Origin of the sequence: Oscillibacter sp. KLE 1745 (assembly GCF_000469445.2) — a bacterium.
GTDB lineage: Bacteria > Bacillota > Clostridia > Oscillospirales > Oscillospiraceae > Oscillibacter > Oscillibacter welbionis.
Window position 1 is genome coordinate 47,734 of the sequence record NZ_KI271712.1, and the last position, 17,493, is coordinate 65,226.

19 protein-coding genes are annotated in these 17,493 nt (G+C 63.0%); 13 read left to right on the forward strand and 6 right to left on the reverse strand.

Features of this window, described 5'->3' with window-relative positions:
• Positions 1 to 588 precede the first annotated feature (588 nt).
• Together HMPREF1546_RS06450 and HMPREF1546_RS06455 are read right to left on the reverse strand one after the other, a co-directional pair.
• Complete coding sequence (locus HMPREF1546_RS06450; RefSeq protein ID WP_021750876.1) at positions 589 to 1,515, reverse strand: SufD family Fe-S cluster assembly protein; 927 nt, start codon at positions 1,513 to 1,515, stop codon at positions 589 to 591.
• Positions 1,512 to 2,252, reverse strand: a complete 741-nt coding sequence (locus HMPREF1546_RS06455; RefSeq protein ID WP_021750875.1) for an ABC transporter ATP-binding protein — start codon at positions 2,250 to 2,252, stop codon at positions 1,512 to 1,514. The genes HMPREF1546_RS06450 and HMPREF1546_RS06455 overlap by 4 nt, the downstream gene beginning before the upstream one ends.
• A gap of 196 nt (positions 2,253 to 2,448) precedes the next feature.
• On the opposite strand from HMPREF1546_RS06455, the gene HMPREF1546_RS06460 reads away from it, so the two are divergent.
• The 3 genes from HMPREF1546_RS06460 to HMPREF1546_RS06470 all read left to right on the forward strand — a co-directional run bounded on the left by HMPREF1546_RS06460 (position 2,449) and on the right by HMPREF1546_RS06470 (position 4,488).
• Positions 2,449 to 3,081, forward strand: coding sequence for a hypothetical protein (locus HMPREF1546_RS06460; RefSeq protein ID WP_021750873.1), 633 nt, complete (start codon positions 2,449 to 2,451; stop codon positions 3,079 to 3,081).
• 107 nt (positions 3,082 to 3,188) lie between these two features.
• Positions 3,189 to 3,878 carry a DUF2461 domain-containing protein gene (locus tag HMPREF1546_RS06465; protein WP_021750872.1) on the forward strand — a complete coding sequence of 230 codons (690 nt, stop codon included), beginning with the start codon at positions 3,189 to 3,191 and terminating at the stop codon, positions 3,876 to 3,878.
• A gap of 25 nt (positions 3,879 to 3,903) precedes the next feature.
• Positions 3,904 to 4,488 (forward strand): hypothetical protein, encoded by a 585-nt coding sequence (locus HMPREF1546_RS06470; RefSeq protein WP_021750871.1) that lies wholly within the window; start codon positions 3,904 to 3,906, stop codon positions 4,486 to 4,488.
• Positions 4,489 to 4,560: 72 nt separating this feature from the next.
• On the opposite strand, the gene HMPREF1546_RS06475 is transcribed toward HMPREF1546_RS06470, so the two are convergent.
• On the reverse strand, positions 4,561 to 5,061 hold the full coding sequence (locus tag HMPREF1546_RS06475) for a GNAT family N-acetyltransferase (protein WP_021750870.1): 501 nt from the start codon (positions 5,059 to 5,061) through the stop codon (positions 4,561 to 4,563).
• 162 nt (positions 5,062 to 5,223) lie between these two features.
• On the opposite strand from HMPREF1546_RS06475, the gene HMPREF1546_RS06480 reads away from it, so the two are divergent.
• Positions 5,224 to 5,775, forward strand: coding sequence for a helix-turn-helix domain-containing protein (locus HMPREF1546_RS06480; protein ID WP_021750869.1), 552 nt, complete (start codon positions 5,224 to 5,226; stop codon positions 5,773 to 5,775).
• Positions 5,776 to 5,833: 58 nt separating this feature from the next.
• On the opposite strand, the gene HMPREF1546_RS06485 is transcribed toward HMPREF1546_RS06480, so the two are convergent.
• The 3 genes from HMPREF1546_RS06485 to HMPREF1546_RS06495 form a co-directional block, all read right to left on the reverse strand.
• The gene (locus tag HMPREF1546_RS06485; RefSeq protein ID WP_021750868.1) at positions 5,834 to 6,304 is read right to left on the reverse strand and encodes a hypothetical protein; all 471 of its coding nucleotides are present in this window, start codon (positions 6,302 to 6,304) and stop codon (positions 5,834 to 5,836) included.
• 68 nt (positions 6,305 to 6,372) lie between these two features.
• A complete protein-coding gene (locus tag HMPREF1546_RS06490) occupies positions 6,373 to 8,064 on the reverse strand; it encodes a DAK2 domain-containing protein (RefSeq protein ID WP_021750867.1) in 1,692 nt (563 codons plus the stop codon).
• Positions 8,065 to 8,080: 16 nt separating this feature from the next.
• Positions 8,081 to 8,431 carry an Asp23/Gls24 family envelope stress response protein gene (locus HMPREF1546_RS06495; protein ID WP_021750866.1) on the reverse strand — a complete coding sequence of 117 codons (351 nt, stop codon included), beginning with the start codon at positions 8,429 to 8,431 and terminating at the stop codon, positions 8,081 to 8,083.
• Between the two features lie 261 nt (positions 8,432 to 8,692).
• Between HMPREF1546_RS06495 and rarD the strand changes: the two genes are divergently transcribed.
• The 9 genes from rarD to HMPREF1546_RS06540 all read left to right on the forward strand — a co-directional run.
• On the forward strand, positions 8,693 to 9,592 hold the full coding sequence (gene rarD / locus HMPREF1546_RS06500) for an EamA family transporter RarD (RefSeq protein ID WP_021750865.1): 900 nt from the start codon (positions 8,693 to 8,695) through the stop codon (positions 9,590 to 9,592).
• On the forward strand, positions 9,583 to 10,146 hold the full coding sequence (rsmD, locus tag HMPREF1546_RS06505) for a 16S rRNA (guanine(966)-N(2))-methyltransferase RsmD (protein ID WP_021750864.1): 564 nt from the start codon (positions 9,583 to 9,585) through the stop codon (positions 10,144 to 10,146). The genes rarD and rsmD overlap by 10 nt, the downstream gene beginning before the upstream one ends.
• Positions 10,147 to 10,151: 5 nt before the next feature.
• The gene (gene coaD / locus HMPREF1546_RS06510) at positions 10,152 to 10,643 is read left to right on the forward strand and encodes a pantetheine-phosphate adenylyltransferase (protein WP_036631125.1); all 492 of its coding nucleotides are present in this window, start codon (positions 10,152 to 10,154) and stop codon (positions 10,641 to 10,643) included.
• A gap of 5 nt (positions 10,644 to 10,648) precedes the next feature.
• On the forward strand, positions 10,649 to 11,176 hold the full coding sequence (locus tag HMPREF1546_RS06515) for a hypothetical protein (RefSeq protein WP_036631124.1): 528 nt from the start codon (positions 10,649 to 10,651) through the stop codon (positions 11,174 to 11,176).
• Between the two features lie 381 nt (positions 11,177 to 11,557).
• The gene (mraZ, locus tag HMPREF1546_RS06520; RefSeq protein ID WP_021750860.1) at positions 11,558 to 12,001 is read left to right on the forward strand and encodes a division/cell wall cluster transcriptional repressor MraZ; all 444 of its coding nucleotides are present in this window, start codon (positions 11,558 to 11,560) and stop codon (positions 11,999 to 12,001) included.
• 6 nt (positions 12,002 to 12,007) lie between these two features.
• Positions 12,008 to 12,952, forward strand: coding sequence for a 16S rRNA (cytosine(1402)-N(4))-methyltransferase RsmH (gene rsmH / locus HMPREF1546_RS06525; RefSeq protein WP_021750859.1), 945 nt, complete (start codon positions 12,008 to 12,010; stop codon positions 12,950 to 12,952).
• 79 nt (positions 12,953 to 13,031) lie between these two features.
• Positions 13,032 to 13,601: a hypothetical protein gene (locus HMPREF1546_RS06530; RefSeq protein WP_301546175.1), complete on the forward strand. Its 570-nt coding sequence runs from the start codon at positions 13,032 to 13,034 to the stop codon at positions 13,599 to 13,601.
• 117 nt (positions 13,602 to 13,718) lie between these two features.
• Positions 13,719 to 16,184, forward strand: a complete 2,466-nt coding sequence (locus tag HMPREF1546_RS06535; RefSeq protein ID WP_021750857.1) for a penicillin-binding transpeptidase domain-containing protein — start codon at positions 13,719 to 13,721, stop codon at positions 16,182 to 16,184.
• Positions 16,185 to 16,299: 115 nt separating this feature from the next.
• Positions 16,300 to 17,493, forward strand: a 1,194-nt coding sequence (locus tag HMPREF1546_RS06540; RefSeq protein ID WP_021751790.1) for a UDP-N-acetylmuramoyl-L-alanyl-D-glutamate--2,6-diaminopimelate ligase, incomplete at its 3' end; no start/stop codon positions are given.

Below are 17,493 nucleotides of genomic sequence, written 5' to 3' on the forward strand. Positions count from 1 at the left end.
GCGCAGGCGCAGCCCTCCTGCCGCCGGCGGGGGAAGGTTGGCAGTCCCTTGCGGCAGTCAGAGACGGAAACGCGCCGCCCTTGGGGAAACCTCCAGCCCGGGGAGGTACAGGGATACCCCCTGCCCCTCTCCCCGCTGCCGCTCACACTCCCGCGAAGAAGCAGGCAGCGCCTAGCGAAGCGGAAGGCGCGGAAAGAGAAGCTGGTCGAATGCATCCTTGCACCCCGACGCTGTCGGCACCATCCGCCACGGGACAGCAGTCACGACCTCGCAGAAGATGATAGCGTGCCCGAAGGCAAGCCCAAATCGGCGCTTGCACCGATACGCCGACCCCCGTCAGCACAGAGGCGCGAATGCGCCGGCGTGCGCCAAAAGCGGCCTTTTCTTTTGGACCGGGCGCGGCCCATTTTCTTTTCGGCAAGACCGAAAAGAAAATGGGGGGCGCATTGCCCAGCCATCCTCATGGCTGAATCCACCCGGGCGGCAGATTGCCGCCCCTGCGGCGCCTCCGGAAGAAAGCCCCCTCTCTGGGGGCGGGGAAGCAAAAAAGGCGGCCGGCCCTCCGGCCAGCCGCCCCGCGGTCTGTCTTTATGCCAAAAATCCCTTGAGGATCCGGTCCTCCGCTTCCTCCTCGGTGAGGCCCAGGGTCTCCAGCTTCAGCAGCTGGTCCCCGGCGATCTTGCCGATGGCGGCCTCGTGGATCAGCTGGGCCTCGGTGTCGTTGGCGGCGATCTCCGGCACGGAGCTGATCTTGGCCTGTCCCATAATAATGGAGTCGCACTGCACATGGCCGAAGCACTTGGCGTTGCCCACCACGCAGGGGCGGAACACCTGGGAGGACTCGTCCTGGGCCACAGACCGGGAGATGACCCGGCCCTTGGCGTCCTCACCGTTCAGCTCGATGACCATGTCGCTGTCCGCCACCTGGCGGCCGTGGGTCAGCAGCCGCTCTGTGATGACGGCCTCGGCCCCCTTGCCGCAGACGATCTTGGTGTACCGCTTGGTGGAGTCCACGCCCCGGATCTGCACCGTGTCCATCTGGATGGAGGCGCCCTCCTCCAGATACACGATGGTCTGGGGGTTCATAATCTTCTCGCCCCTGCCGTCCCCCTCAGCGTAGTGCTTTTCTGAGTAGTGGACATGGGAGTTTTTGCCCACATGGAAGGTGTGGATGCCGTCGTGGCGGGACTCCTGGTCGCCGCAGTTGTGGATGCCGCAGCCGGCCACGATCTCCACATCGCAGTCCTCGCCGATGTAGAAGTCGTTGTACACCGTCTCTTCCACACCGGACTTGGTGATGATGACGGGGATGTGGCAGGTCTCGCCCTTGGTCCCGTCCAGAATCCGGATGTCGATGCCGGCGTGGCCGTCGGTCCGGTCGTCGATCTTGATGTGCTCCGTGGACACCCGGCCGTCACAGCCGCAGTCCTTACGAATGTTGAAGGCCCCTACGGGCTTACCGATCAGGTCCGCGATCTTCTCCAGCAGCTCCCGGTCCACCTGTGTGTCCATCATACAGCAGCACCTTCTTTCGTCAGCACCGGGCACCCGGACAGGGTGTCCGCCAGGATCTGGGGCAGGATCTCCTCGGGTGTGCCCCGGTGGCGCAGCTCCCCGTCGCCCACCACGATGATCTCGTCTGCCAGGGAGATGATCCGCTCCTGGTGGGAGATGATAATCATGGTCGCGGTGCCGCTGGCGTGGATCTGTTCAAACGTTTCTGTCAGCCGGGCGAAGCTCCACAGGTCGATGCCCGCCTCCGGCTCGTCGAAGATCATCAGCTGGCTGCTGCGGGCCAGGATAGTGGCGATCTCGATGCGCTTCACCTCGCCGCCGGAGAGGGAGGCGTCCACCTCCCGGTCCAGATAGTCATTGGCGCACAGGCCCACCTTCGTCAGGTACTGGCAGCACTGGTCCTTGGACAGCTTCTCATTCCCGGAGGCGATGGTCAGCAGGTTGCGGACCGTCAGCCCCTTGAACCGGGGGGGCTGCTGGAAGCCGTAGCTGATGCCCAGACGGGCCCGCTCCGTGATTCCCAGGTCCGTGATATCCTGACCGTTCCACAGAATCTGGCCGCCGGTGGGCTTCACCAGACCCATGATGATCTTGGCCAGGGTGGTCTTGCCGCCGCCGTTGGGACCGGTGAACACCACCAGTCGGTGGTCGTCGATGGTCAGGGAGATGTCGTTTAAGATCCCCAGCTCACTGTCGCCCTCCCGGACGGCGTAGCTGATATGTTTCAATTCCAGCATACAATCGGAACCTCCTTTGCTGGCATCAATCCTCGCAGTTTCCCTATTTTAACAGAAACAACGGGAAAAAGCAATGAAAAAGGGAACTCTCGTCCTATGATATTTTAACCCTGGGGCGAATTTCATACGTGTGATTTTTGCAACAGGAACCGTTTTTTCCCAAGCGCATACACTGGGGAGAAAAGGAGGGACCTGGATGGAACAGACCATACATACTCCGGAGACCTATGACTTCCGGAAATACGACCAGATCTGGCGGCGGGTGGCCCCCAACCTGGAGCCCTATCCCGACCTGCGGGAGCCGGCGGTGCCCGCGATGGCGCCCCTGGCCTCTGGTGCCGCACCGCGGGCTTCCCAGCCGCCGGCCGGTGAGGACTTGGAGCACCTGCCCGGTGCGGAGGAGAACCCCTGCTGCATGGGCACCATGGCGCAGGAGGAACTGGGAGTGATCGAAGGGTTCATCGAGGTGGAGTTGGCAGATAGGCGGACCTATCAGGCATTCGCCCGGCGGGCACCGGCTTTCGCCCGGGGGACGATACGGGATTTGGCAAACGCGTCGGGCGCAGCTGCCCGGCGGCTGATGACGGCCTACTACCTCATCACTGGGAACTGCTACCGCCCGGCGGTGGCCAGCGGACGGATTTCCATAGATAGCTGGTGCCCCGCCCTGCGGGAGCGGTACCATGTGGAGGCCTGCAACGGCATGAACTACCTGCGGGCGGGGGAGGAGACCACAGACCCCTGCCTGGGGCGGCTGCTGAAGGAGCTGGGAGAGGAATCCTACCGTCAGGCGGACCAGCTGATGGCCCTGCTGGAGCGGGCGCTGTGAGCGGAAAGAGGGGAAGGGCGCCGAAAAAACGCCGTTCCCCTCTTTTCCATGGCCGGAAAATGTGTTATACTAAATCTTAAATTTTGAAATCCAGCGGGAGGAACGGGATGTTTACCGGCTTTACAGACGAGACTGTGGACTTTATGTGGGGCATCCGCTTCAACAACGAGCGGGCCTGGTTTGAAGCTCACAAGGAGATTTATCTGACGCACTTTTATCAGCCCATGCGGGAGCTGGGGGACGAGCTCTATGACTACATCGCCGCCAAGCGGCCGGATCTGGGGCTCATCCGCAAGGTGACCCGGATCTACCGGGACGTCCGGCGGCTCCACGGCCGGGGGCCTTATAAGGAGAGCCTGTGGTTCTCTATCGAGCAGCCCTCGGAGGAGTGGACGGCCCACCCCACCTTCTGGTTCGAGCTGATGCCGGAGGGGTGGACCTGCGGCATGGGGTATTATATGCCCAAGCCGCTGACGATGGCCAAGCTGCGGGCCCGGATCGACCGGGACCCCGCCGCCATGGAGAAGCTGATGCGGAAGCTGAACCGCCAGAAGGAACTTGTCCTGGAGACGGAGGACTACAAGCGCCCCAGGGCCCCGGCCCCTTCCAAACTGCTGGAGCCCTGGTACCGGGCCAGGAGCTTCACCATCTGTCACAATGACAAGCTGACGGACGAGCTGTTCAGCCGGGACATCGTGGAGCGCCTGAGACAGGACTTCACCTTCCTGCTGCCCTATTACGACTACTTCGTCACCCTGGAGGGCGACCCGGATCCCCGGGATGCCGCCCCGGTCTGATTTTACAAAAGGAGAGCGATCAAAGATGAAAGCATGTCCCGAGAGAAGCGCGGCCCTGGCGCTGCTGCGCAAGTACAATGCCGAGCCCTTCCATATCCAGCACGGCCTGACGGTGGAGGGCGTCATGCGCTGGTACGCTCAGGAGCTGGGTTACGGCGAGGACGCGGATTTCTGGGCCGCCGTGGGCCTGCTCCACGATGTGGACTTTGAGAAGTGGCCGGAGGCGCACTGCAAAAAGGCTCCGGAGCTGCTGGCGGAGATCGGCTGCAGCGACGAGCTCATCCACGCCGTATGCAGCCACGGATACGGCTTGTGCTCTGACGTGGAGCCCACGGAGGAGATGGAGAAGGTCCTCTTTGCCGCGGACGAGCTGACGGGCCTCATCGGCGCGGCGGCGCTGATGCGCCCCAGCAAGAGCTGCCAGGACATGGAGGTCAGCTCCCTGAAGAAGAAGTTCAAGGACAAGAAGTTCGCCGCCGGCTGCTCCCGGGACGTCATCAAGACCGGGGCCGAGCGGCTGGGGTGGACGCTGGAAGAGCTGATGGAAAAAACCCTCCAGGCTCAGCGGAGCTGCGAGGAGAGCGTGGCGGCCCAGATGGCGGCCCTGTAACCCTGTATGGAAAACTGAGAACAGCCGGCCCTGGTGGGGGCCGGCTGTTCCTGATTCAGCGGGGGAGGGCGGTCAGAGGAGCTTTTCATAGGCGATTTTCTCACTGTTGTCGAACCGGATGGTGCCCCGGTACTGAAACCCCTGCTTGGCCAGGATATTCTGCATTTTATGATTTCCCGCGTCTGTGTCCACCCGAAATTCCCGGACCCCCCGATCCCGGCACAGGTCCTCCACCAGCTGGAAGGCCGTACCGGCGGCGCCCCGGCCCCGGGCCGCGTCGGATAGGGCCAGGCGGTGTACCACTACATAGGGCTCCTCCCGGGCCCAGGTGCCGTTCAGATGGTCGTAGGCCGGTTCTCCGTCGAAATCGACGCAGAGGTAGCCTAGAGGGATGCCGTCCTCCTCCAGAAAATACCCTTTTCCCGTTCGGACGTCCCGTTCCAGGCAGTCCCGGCCCGGATAGCCCGTCTGCCACTGGTCGATCCCCTGTGCCCGCAGGTGGGCCTTGGCCTGGTTGATGATGTCCATAGCCAGCTCCACCTCGGAAAGTGCGGCGGCTCTCAGTCTGCGCATACGACTCCTCCTTTTGGTGCCGCGCCGGGAAACTACCGCACCGCTCTTGACGGACCGTTTCCGGGTGCAGTACAATATCCAATGGAATTTTTTCAAGATACTGGATTTCCTGTATATTATATGATTCATCTAATATCTTGTCAATAGAGAGGGGAGAAACGTTTGGAGATCAACGCAGTGGTGTCGGAGAACGCCCGGCGGCTCCGGGAGGAGAAGCGGCTGACGCTGGACGAGGCCGCCCGGCTGACGGGGGTGTCCCGCAGTATGCTGGCCCAGATCGAGAAGGGGGACGTGAACCCCACCATCTCCATGGTGTGGAAGATCGCCAACGGTTACAAGGTGTCTTTCACCTCGCTGGTGGAGCCGGCCCGGGAGCGGCCGGTGCTGCTGCGGGGCAATGACGCGCCGATTCTGGAGGAGGATGGGGGGAGGTACCGGAACTGCCCGGCCTTCCCCTTTGACGGGGAGCGGGGGTTCGAGACCTATCGGATCGTGATGCTCCCCGGCGGCGCACTGGAGGCCCAGCCCTATCTGCCGGGGACGGAGGAGTATGTGACCGTCTTCGCCGGGGAGGCGGAGATCGGCCTGCCGGGGGAGACCTACCGGCTCCGGACCGGCGACTCCCTGCGCTTCCCGGCGGACCAGCCCCACCGCTACCGGAACCCGGGGACGGAGGAGACTCAACTCAGTATGCTGATCTGGTACAGGCATTAAAGAACCAGCCCGGGCCTGACGGCCCGGGCTGGGGCATTTTTCAGGAGAGGGGGCCGGGTCACCGCCTCCGCCGGCCCCATAGGAAGCCCAGGGAGAACAGCACCGCCAGCATCAGCAGGGAGAGCGCATTGGCCGCCAAGGTTTCCGGCGGCCCCCAGCTGTGATTGGAAAAGGGGATCACCAGCCGGCAGGCCAGGGAAAACAGCGGGAGGCCGGGGTACTGCCCCAGCCCCGCCAGCAGGAAGCTCCGGGCCTCACTGGAGACAAAGTGGAACTGCCACACGTACAGGGCAAAGCTCACCAGGCTGGGCCACTGGGTCAGCAGCAGGCAGGCGGGGTAGCTCCTTTCGGAGCGGCCGCACAGATGCCCCAGCCAGAGGCAGAACACGATGGCTGCAGGCACCTGGATATAAAATGCCAGTGTAAACAGGAAGGCAGGGCCGTTCAGGGACACGGCGGTGAGCCAGTTGCACAGCCAGCCCCACAGGCCGGGCACCAGGGCCAGCAGCAGGAGCTTCCAGGTCTTCATAGGGCGCCTCCTTTTCAAAAAGAAAGAGGTGTCTCTGCTTGAAAGAAACAGAAACACCTCCTGATGCTTTATTCCATGCTGATAATATAATAGTACACAGGCTGTCCGCCGGAGAGGACCGCCACCTCCGCACCGGGACACACCTCTTCAAACAGGGCCCCGGCCTTCTGAGCGTCCGCCTCCTGCACATCCTCGCCGAAGTACAGGGAGATGAAGGAGGCCTCCCGCCCGGCGGCGTCCTCCGCCAGCTTGTGGAGCAGCGTGTCAAGGGAACCGTCCGTGTCGAAGAGCTTGCCTTCCTCCAGGGCCAGATAATCGCCCTCCTTGATGGCGAAGCCGTCGAAGTCGGAGTCCCGGGCGGCGTATGTGATCTGGGCCGTGGTGACGGAGCTGAGGCTTCCCGTCATGGCGTCAGTAATGGTCTGGGCATCCGGCGCGTCGAAATCCACGTTCATCATGGCGGTGATGCCCTGGGGCACGGTCTTGGTGGGGATCACCACCACCCGCTTCTCCGTCAGGGCGGCACACTGCTGGGCTGCCATAATAATGTTGCCGTTGTTGGGCAGGACGAACACCGTCTCCGCCGGGATCTTGTTCACGCCCTCCAGAATACTCTCGGTGGAGGGGTTCATGGTCTGCCCACCGGACACCACACCGTCGGCCCCCAGGTCCCGGAACACGGCGGCCAGGCCGTCCCCGGCGCACACCGCCAGAAAGCCGTAGGGCTTCTCCGGCGCCGCCACGGCGGGCGTTTCTTCCGCGGGGACGGACTCCAGCTCCGCCTCCACCGCGTCCAGGTCATCGGTGCTCTGGACGTGTTTGCCCGCGGCCAGGTCGTCCGCCTGGGTCCGCATGTTCTCGATCTTGGCCAGCTCCAGAGTGCCGTACTTCTGGGCCTCGTTCAGGGCGTTGCCGGGGATGTTGGTGTGGACGTGGACCTTAAAGGCCTCATCGTCCTCGCCGATCACCAGACTGTCACCGATGCTGTTGAGATATGACCGCAGCGGCTCCAGCGAGATATCGGCCATGGCCTTGCGGACGATGAATACCGTGTCGAAGGCGAAGGTGATGTCCTCCGCCGCCATGGCGGCGAAGTCTGCCTTCTCCTCTCTGGACTCGCCAGCCTCCGTCTCGGGCATGGGCTCGCCCCGCAGTTCCGCCAGCATGCCGTCCAGGATCAGGAGATAGCCCTTGCCGCCGGCGTCCACCACGCCGGCCTTTTTCAGCACCGGGTTCATCTCCGTGGTCTGGGCCAGGGCGGCATAGCCCACCCGGATGGCGTCCTCCAGGACCCGCTCCAGGTCCGTCTCTCCGGCGGCGGCTGTGTCCACCGCCTGCTTGGCGGCAAGACGAGAGACGGTGAGTACCGTGCCCTCGGCGGGCTTCATCACCGCCTTGTAGGCGGCGGAGACACCCTCCTGCATGGCGGCGGCGAAAGCGGCGGCGTCCGCAGTCTCCCGGCCCTTCAGGGCCTTGGACAGGCCTCGGAACAGCAGGGAGAGAATGACGCCGGAATTGCCGCGGGCCCCCCGCAGCAGGGCGGAGGCCGTGACGGAGGCCGCCTGCTCCACAGTGGCGGGCTCGCTCTTGCGCAGCTCCGTCACGGCGGTGCCGATGGTCATGGACATATTGGTGCCCGTGTCGCCGTCGGGCACGGGAAAGACGTTCAGGTCGTTGATGGCCTGCTTCTGGGCCGTGATGACGGCTGCGCCGTGGAGCACCATCCGCTTGAACAGTGCGCCGGTGATTTGTTCGTTCATCTGTCTCGTTCCTCCCTCACAGGGTCATGGAATCCACGCACACGTCCACGTCCTTGACGGTGACGCCGGTGTTCCGGGTGACGACATAGCGCACTTCATTCATGATGGAGCGGCAGACCGCGGGGAGATTGACGCCGTTTTCCACGATGATGTGGAGCTCGATGGAGATGGAGTTGTCGTCGTGATAAGTGATGCTGACGCCCTTGCTCATGGCCTCCCGGCGCAACAGATGCACCAGGCCGTCCGTCATGGAGCGGTAGGCCATGCCCTTGACGCCGAAGCAGTTGGTGGCCGCCATGCCGGTGATGTTGGAGAAGACGGCGCTGCTGACGGTGATATCGCCGTGGTCAGACTTGAATTGAATCATGAGAACGTCCTTTCTTTCCCAGGAGTTTGGCACGAAGGGCGGCGGGCCGCCTGCTCTGGACAGCGGCTGTCCACAGCCTGTACTTTGAGAACCTTATTATATACGATTCCCCGTGAAAGTACAAGTCTAAAAAAGACCCGGCTCCGGCGCGGAAAGCTATTGAAATCTTCCGCGGCTTGCCGTAAAATAGACAAATCACGGGATTTTTCAGAAACTGAAGGCCACAGAGGTGAAGGCTGGAGGGGAAAGGAGAGCGACCCAATGAAAAACAAGGGCCCGCTGTATGTGCTGACCTGCTATGTCATCTGGGGCCTGCTGCCCATCTTCTGGAAGCTGCTGGCCCAGGTGGATTCCCTGTATGTGCTGGCCAGCCGCATCGTGTGGTCCATGGTGCTCACCGGAGGCATCCTGCTGCTGCGGCGGGACCGGCTGGCCGGTGTGCGGGCCGCGTTCCGGGACCGGAGGGAGTGGGGGCTGTTGGCCGCTGCGGGCTGCGTGGTCTGCGTCAACTGGGGCGTCTACATCTGGGCGGTGGCCAACGGGCACATGATCGACTCCAGCCTCGCCTACTATATGAATCCCATCCTGGCGATCCTGTTGGGGACGGTCCTGTTCCGGGAGCGGCTGACAAAGCTCCAGTGGCTGGCGGTGGCGGTGACCTTCGCGGGACTGGTAATCACTGTCATTCGCTACCGGCAGATTCCCTGGATCGCCCTGGTGATCGGCGGCAGCTTTGCTGTTTACGGGGCGCTGAAGAAGCAGGTCCGTTCCGACGCGGCGGTCTCCACCTTTGTGGAGACGCTGACCCTGGCGCCCTTTGCCCTGGTGCTGATCTTCTGGATGGAGGCCCACGGCACCGGCGCCGCCGGGGTCCTCTCTGGTTGGCAGTGGCTGCTGCTGCCGGTGTCCGGCGTGGTGACCACTGTGCCGCTGATGTTCTTCGCCGCCGGCATGAAGACCACGCCAATGACCCTCTCCGGCATTCTGATGTATATCAACCCCACCATGCAGCTGCTGCTGTCCGTGGCGCTGTATGGAGAGGCATTCACCGCCACCCACGCCATTTTGTTCGGCTTCGTCTGGACGGGGCTGATCCTGTACCTGATCTCCGGCGCCCGCGAGAGCCGGAGGCACCGAGAGGAGGAAAAACCATGCGTGTGATTACCGGCACTGCCCGCGGCCGCCGGCTGAAGGAGCTGGAAGGGACGGAGACCCGCCCCACCACCGACCGGGTGAAGGAGGGGCTCTTCAGCGCCCTGCAGTTCGACATCGAGGGGCGCCGGGTGCTGGACCTGTTCGCCGGAACCGGCCAGCTGGGCATCGAGTGCCTCAGCCGGGGTGCCGCCTCTGCCGTGTTCGTGGACCGGCGGGCCGACGCCGTGAAGCTGATTCGGGAGAATTTGAAGCTGACGGAGCTCCAGGACCGGGCCCGGGTAGTGGCGGGGGACTCCATGGAGTTTCTGCGGTCACTGCGGGAGCGGTTTGACATCGTGTTTCTGGACCCTCCCTATGAGGCGGGGCTGCTGGAGCCCGCCGTCGCCCATCTGACAGCGTTTGACATTCTCAATCCCCATGGTATAATTGTGGCAGAACACCCGGCGGACCGGAGCCTTCCGGCGCCTGCGGCGCCCTACCGGGTGCGCCGCACCTACCGTTACGGCAGGATCGCCCTGACGCTGATCCGCCGGGGCGGAGACCGAGAAAACGAGGAATGACCCCCATGAGAACAGCGATTTGCTCCGGCTCTTTCGACCCCATCACCCTGGGGCATTTGGATATCATCCGGCGGGCGGCTGCCTGCTTTGACCGGGTCTGTGTCTGTGTCAGCCCCAACGCTGAAAAGCGAAACCAGATGTTCACACCGGAGCAGAAGCTCCAGCTGGTGCGGACGGCGGTGGAGGACCTGCCCAATGTGGAGGCGGAGCTGTGGCCGGGCCTGCTGGCGGATTTCGCGGTGCGGCACCATGCCTCCGCCATCGTCCGGGGCGTGCGCAACACCACGGACTTTGACGTGGAATATCAGATGGCTCTCATCAACCGGGGGATCCATCCGGAGCTGGAAACGCTGCTGTTGCCTGCCAGCGCGGCATATCAGCACTTCAGCTCCTCCATGGCTCGGGAGATGATCCGCTATCACCAGCCGCTTGAAAACTATTTGCCCGCGTCCATCGTGCCTCTGGTGCGGGAGATGACGGAAAAGAAGGAAGGATGAGTCCCATGGCAAATGATGTGAACCGTTTGATCGATATGCTGTACGAGCGGATCGAGGACGCCAAGTCCCCGGCCCTGAAACCCAATATGAGCATGGTGGACCGGGACGAGCTGCTGGATCTGCTGGACGAGCTGCGGGCCCAGCTGCCGGTGGAGATCAAGCGCGCCCAGGAGCTGCTCTCCGCCCGGGACAAGTTTGTGGAGGATGCCAAGCGGGACGTGGACCGGATGATGCGTCAGGCGGAGCTGGATGCCAAGACCAAGGTGTCCGACAGCGAGGTACTCTATGCGGCCAAGGAGAAGGCCCGCCAGATGGTGGCCCGGGCGGAGGAGCGCTGCCGCCAGTTGTACCAGGTGACCAATGAGTATGCCGAGGACGCCCTGGCCCGCACGGAGGAGGCGGTGCAGATGGCGCTGGATGAGGTGAAGCAGCAGCGGGTGCGGTTCCGCAGTGCCTCCGCTGCCAAAATGCAGGAGCAGCGGGACAAGCTGGACGGCAGGACCCTGCCCCAGGAGGATGGCGGCGAGGAGTGATGCCGCAGGTCAACCGTAATCTTAAAAATTTGTGAAAAACGCCAAAGGATTTGGCGAAACTTTTTTGGAATACTCTAGATGTTGCGGAGAAAATGAAAAAAAGCACCCCATGGCACAAGTTCTTGCGTCATGGGGTGTTTTTTATTTTACGTAAACTTGTCGAAGAGATGTCGAACATCTGTTTTAAAATGGCGATTTTGGCCGAAAAATGCCATAATTTGGCGTTCTTAGCGGCGGTTTTCCCGGAAAAAACTGCTTGCAATCCCGGCCAATTTCGCTTATACTCAGAGCATGTGGTGGGGAAAAGTGGGTAAAAGTAGAGACTAAGTGCCAAAGAGACCCCATCCAGACCCAAAAAACGCGGGAAAGGGGGGATCAACCGTGGCCAGGCTGTTGGGAAAATCCAACAACAGCATCGACTCCAAGGGCCGTCTGGTGATCCCCTCCGCCATGCGGGAGGCCCTGGGCGACACGTTCTACATTACCATCGGCGCGGAGCACTGCCTGACCATTTACCCTCAGGCCAAGTGGGACCAGATGTCCGAGGAGATGGACGACCTCTCCTATACAGAGGCCCGGGCGCTGACGCTGCTGTACGCCAACGCCGTCCAGTGCGAGCCGGACGCCCAGGGGCGGGTGCTGATCCCTGCCAGCCTTCGGGCCCACGCGGGACTGAAAAAGACCGCCACCATCGTGGGATTGAATTCCTTCGCCGAGATCTGGGACGAGAAGACCTGGACGGAGCGGGAGCAGCGGATGCTGGAGAGCGACGATATGGCCGCGGCCATGGACGCCCTGGCCCGTGTCCGGCGCAGCCGCGGGTGAGTGCCGATGGAATACACGCACAAGCCTGTTCTGCTGGACGCCTGCATCCAAGCACTGAACATCCACCCCGATGGGATCTATGTGGACGGCACCCTGGGACGAGCCGGACACTCTCGGGAGATCGCCGGGCGGCTGACCACCGGGCGGCTCATCTGCATCGACCGGGACCAGGCCGCCATCGACGCGGCGCAGGACCGTCTGGCCCCCTGGCTGGACCGGGTGACGCTGATCCACAGCAACTTTTCGGAATTGAAGGAGGTCCTGTCCCGGTGCGGTGTCAGCGGCGCCGACGGGATGCTCTTTGACTTGGGCGTGTCCTCTCCCCAGCTGGACGACGCCTCACGGGGCTTCTCCTATATGCAGGACGCCCCGCTGGACATGCGGATGGACACCTCCGCCCCCCTGAGCGCCGCGGACATCGTGAACACCTGGAGCCAGGAGGAGCTGCGGCGCATCCTGTTTGAATACGGCGAGGAGCGGTACGCCCCCGCCATCGCGAGAGCCATCGTCCGGGCGCGGGAGACCGCGCCTGTGAAGACCACCCTGGAGCTGGTGGAGATCATCAAGAGCGCCATGCCTCCCGCAGCTCTGCGGGAGAAGCAGCACCCGGCCAAGCGGAGCTTTCAGGCCATCCGGATCGCGGTCAACGGTGAACTGGATGCCCTGCCCCCCATGCTGCGGGCGGCGGTGGACGGGCTGAACCCCGGCGGTCGCCTGGCCGTCATCACCTTCCACTCTCTGGAGGACCGGATCGTCAAGCGGACGCTGGCGGAGCTGGCCCGGGGATGCGTCTGCCCGCCGGAGTTTCCAGTGTGCGTGTGCGGCAAAAAGCCCCAGGTGCGGCTGGTGACCCGCAAGCCCGTCACGGCGGGCGGCGCGGAGCTGGAGGAGAATCCAAGGGCCCGCAGCGCCAAGCTGCGGGTGGCGGAAAAGTGCGGCTTTGACCTTTGACCACACCGGGACCATCCGGTGTTAATGTGTGTGAGAACGGCTCCGTGCCGGTATGGCGGAGCAAAAGGAGGGACCTTCTTTGGCAGTAGCGCGGGAACTGCGGTACAACAGCCGCAGCGCGGTATATGGGGACTTGGCGTACGACCTGGACCGGGAAGTCCGGGAGCGCGCTCTTCGGCACGCCGGAGAGGCTCCCCGTCACCAGACGGCGGTAGAGGCCGTCCCCAAGGCGAAGCCCCGGGTGCGGAGTCTCTCCAAGGCGCAGGTGCGCCAGCGGCAGAAGGTGTCCGTCCTCTCCGTTTTGGGCATGGGCGCGGCCATCGGCCTTGCAGTGATGGTGCTGATGGGCTACATCCAGCTGACGATCATCTCCGACGAGGTGGTGTCCCTCCAGAACCAGCTGGAGGAGCTGCAGACGGAGAACGTCACACTCACCGCCCAGCACGAGCAGATGTTTGACCTGGCCACCGTGAAAGAGGTGGCGGAGGCGGCGGGCATGAGCAAGCCCAGCAGCAGCCAGATCTATTACATCGATCTGTCGGAGGGCGACAGTGCCGTGGTCTATCAGCAGGAGGAGTCCAATCTGCTCAGCCGTTTGCTGACCTCGCTGAACCACGGGATCTACGCCGTGGTGGAATATTTCGAGTGACGGCCGCACTATAATGAAGCGAACGGTGGGGAGTAAGAAGGGGGCCTTCTTACTCCTTGCTTTGGTATTGCGTATGGACGGGGGAAGCGGCCCCGGCGTTCCGAAAGGAGAACAGGCATGACGGACAGACCCAGAAGAAAGAGCGACGCCGCCCGCCGGGCGAACCAGGTAATCCGGGGCAGGACGATGCTCATCATGCTGCTGTTGGGTGTGGCCTCCTTCACAGTGCTGTTTTGGAAGCTGTACGATCTGCAGATCAACCGGCACGACGAACTGAAGGCCGAGGCGGTGGGCCAGCAGACCGACAGCATGGTCATCAGCGCCTCCCGGGGGACGATCTACGACAAAAACGGCGAGATCATGGCCATCTCCTACTCCACGGAGACAGTCTTGCTGGATCCCGGTGGCGTCCAGGACTTTGTAGAGTCCCAGGAGCAGAAGATCCAGGATGCGGCCGAGGAGGCTGCCGAGAAGGGAGCGCCTTACACGGCGCCGGAGGTGCTGGACCAGGCGTATATCGCCCGGGGCCTCAGCCGCATTCTGGATGTGGAGGAGGAGACCATCCTGGAGCACCTGGAGAACACCGCCAACCGATACTGGGAGGTCAAAAAGAAGGTAGACCAGGACGTGGCCGACGAGGTCCGCCGGTTCATCAACGGAGAGATCGACGATGAGGGGAACCAGCTTACCACGGTGGACGAGGACGGCAACACCGTTCTCATCTCTACCGGCGGGCGGCCCACCCGGCTCCAAGGCATCTCCCTGACGCCGGACACCAAGCGGCTGTATCCCTTCGGCTCTCTGGCAGGCAATGTGATAGGGTTCGTCAATGCCAACAATATGGGCGCCTACGGGCTGGAGGCGTCCTATGATGACGTGCTCAGCGGCAGCACTGGACTGACCATCACGCCTACCAACGTAAACGGCACGCCGTTGTTGTTCAGCGGCGGCGAGCAGATGTTTGATGCGGAGAATGGCAGCAGCTTGGTGCTGACTCTGGACACCAACGTCCAGTACGCCCTGGAAAAGGGCCTGGAGAGTATGCTGGATAAGTACGACGCGGCCAACGGCGGCACCGGCATCGTCATGGACGTGAACACCGGCGGCATTGTGGCCATGGCCTCCTATCCCAACTATGATCCGGGAGACTTTTCCACCATCTATACTGAGGGGCTTCAGGCGGAATTGGATGCCGCTCTGGCGGAGATCCAGCAGAACCGCAGCACCTACGAGACGGAGGAGGCGTACAATCAGGCGCTGGCGAATGCCCGGGCCACCATCCAGTTCAAGCAGTGGCGGAACAAGTGCTATCAGGACACCTACGAGCCCGGCTCCACCTTCAAGCCCATCACGCTGGCCACGGCCCTGGAGGAGGGCGTGGTGAACATGAACACCACCTTCACCTGCACCGGCTCCATCCACGTGGAGGGCTGGGGAAAGCCCATCAACTGCTCCAAGCGGGCCGGCCACGGCACCCAGACCCTGAAGGTGGCTACCGGCAACTCCTGCAACCCGGCCTTCGTCACCATGGGCCTGAAGATCGGCACGGAGGCATACTACCGCTATCTGAAGTCCTTCGGCCTCATGGAGACCACCGGTATCGACCTGCCTGCGGAGGCGGAAGGCATCTTTGCCAATGAGGACAGCTTCAACTCCAACGTGGTTTCCCTGGCGGCCTACTCCTTCGGACAGACCTTCAACGTCACGCCCCTGGAGCTGATCCGGGCCCAGGCAGCCACCATCAACGGCGGCTATCTGTATACCCCCTATCTGGTAGAACAGGTGCTGGACGACGAGGGCAACATCCTCAGTCAGCACGAGACCACAGCGGTGCGGCAGGTCGTCAGTGAGGAGACCTCCGCCAAGGTGCGGGAGTGCCTGGAGTGGGTGGTGTCCGACGGCGGCGGCCGCAACGGACAGGTGACGGGCTACCGCATCGGCGGCAAGACCGGCACTGCGGATAAAACCGGCACCAAGGACGTGGTGGTGTCCTTTATGTGCTTCGCCCCGGCGGACGACCCACAGTACATCATGCTGCTGACCATGGACACCCCCAGCCGCACGACCGGCACCGCCGTGTTCGGCGGCACCATGGTGGCCCCGGTGGCCAGCCAGATCATGAGCGAGATCCTGCCTCTGCTGGGCGTTGAGCCGGACTACACCGCTGAGGAGCTGGTGGGCGCTGACACCACGGTTCCCAATGTGGTGGGACAGACCAGGGAGGCCGCTGAAGATCGGCTGGCTGACCTGGGCTTCACCTTCCGCACTGTGGGGGACGGGGACACGGTCACCGACCAGACCCCCGCCGGCGGCGCCATCGTGCCGGGAAATGCCTCCATCATCCTCTACCTGGGGCAGGAGAAGCCGGACACCCCCTGCACCGTGCCCAATGTGGTGGGGAAGAGCGCCTCAGAGGCCAACAAGGCCATCACCAACGCCGGACTTATCATGAAGGTGACCGGTACCACCACAGCCAGCTCCGGCAATGTCTACGCCATTACCCAGTCTCTCCCTGCGGGCACGGAGGTGGCGGCGGGCACGGTGGTGACCGTCCAGTTCGGCGACAACTCTGTCCTGGATTGAGAAAGCAGGTTCTGCATGGTTTTTGGCACCTTCCTCCGTATACTTTGCAAATCCCCTTGTTTATAATGAGGGACGGCAAACTGCTGCCAGACTGAACAAAAGGGGTGTGCATACAATGCATTTGAAAACGCTGCTGGCAGGGCTCTCCCTGCGGTCCGCCACCGCGGACATGGAGACGGAGATCACCCGTATCAGCTATGACTCCCGGACCACGGCACCCGGGGACGTCTTCGTGGCCATGACCGGCTTTGCCACCGACGGCCACGCCTATATCGGAAAGGCCGTGGCGGCGGGAGCCGCCGCGGTGGTGTGTGAGCGACCGCCGGAGGACCGCTCCGTGCCCTATGTCCTGGTGGAGAACTCCCGCCGGGCCCTGGCGGTGATGGCCGCCAACTATTACGGCCATCCGGCAGACAGCATGACCATGGTGGCCGTCACCGGCACCAACGGCAAGACCACCACCACCTATCTGCTCAAGGCCATCCTGGAACAGGAGCTGGGGGCCAAGGTGGGCCTGATCGGCACCAACCAGGATCTGATCGGCGACGAGGTGGTGCCCACTGAGCGTACCACACCGGAGTCCCTGGAGCTCCAAGAGCTGTTTGCCCGGATGCGCTCCGCCGGCTGCACCCATGTGGTGATGGAGGCATCCTCCCACGCTCTGGCGCTGGATCGGGTGTACGGTATCCACTACGCGGTGGGCATTTTCACCAACCTGACCCAGGACCACCTGGATTTCCACAAGACCATGGAAGCCTACTGCGACGCCAAGGCCATCCTGTTCCAGAACTGCGACGTGGGCGTCTGCAACGCCGACGATCCCTGGACAGAGCGGCTGCTGCAAAACGCCGCATGTCGGCAGTACTTCTATGCAGAGCACGCCGCGGCAGACCTGCGGGCGGAGCATATCACCCTTGCGGCGGACCACATCGCCTTCGATGCGGTGACAAAGGATAGCCGCACGCCCATCAAAGTTGGCATTCCCGGCGGGTTTATGGTATATAATACGCTGGATGTGCTGGGTGCGGCTCTGGCTCTGGGCGTTCCTCTGGAAAAGAGCGCCCGGGTGCTGGCTGCAGTTCCCCATGTGAAGGGGCGGGTGGAAGTGGTCCCCACACCGGGAAAGGACTACACGGTCCTGATCGACTACTCCCACACGCCGGATAGTCTGGAGAATATTCTTCGCACCGTGAAGGGCTTTGCCAAGGGACGCACCGTGGCCCTGTTCGGCTGCGGCGGCGACCGGGACCGGACCAAGCGGCCTATTATGGGCAGCGTGGCGGCGGAGCTGGCGGACTTTGTGGTGGTG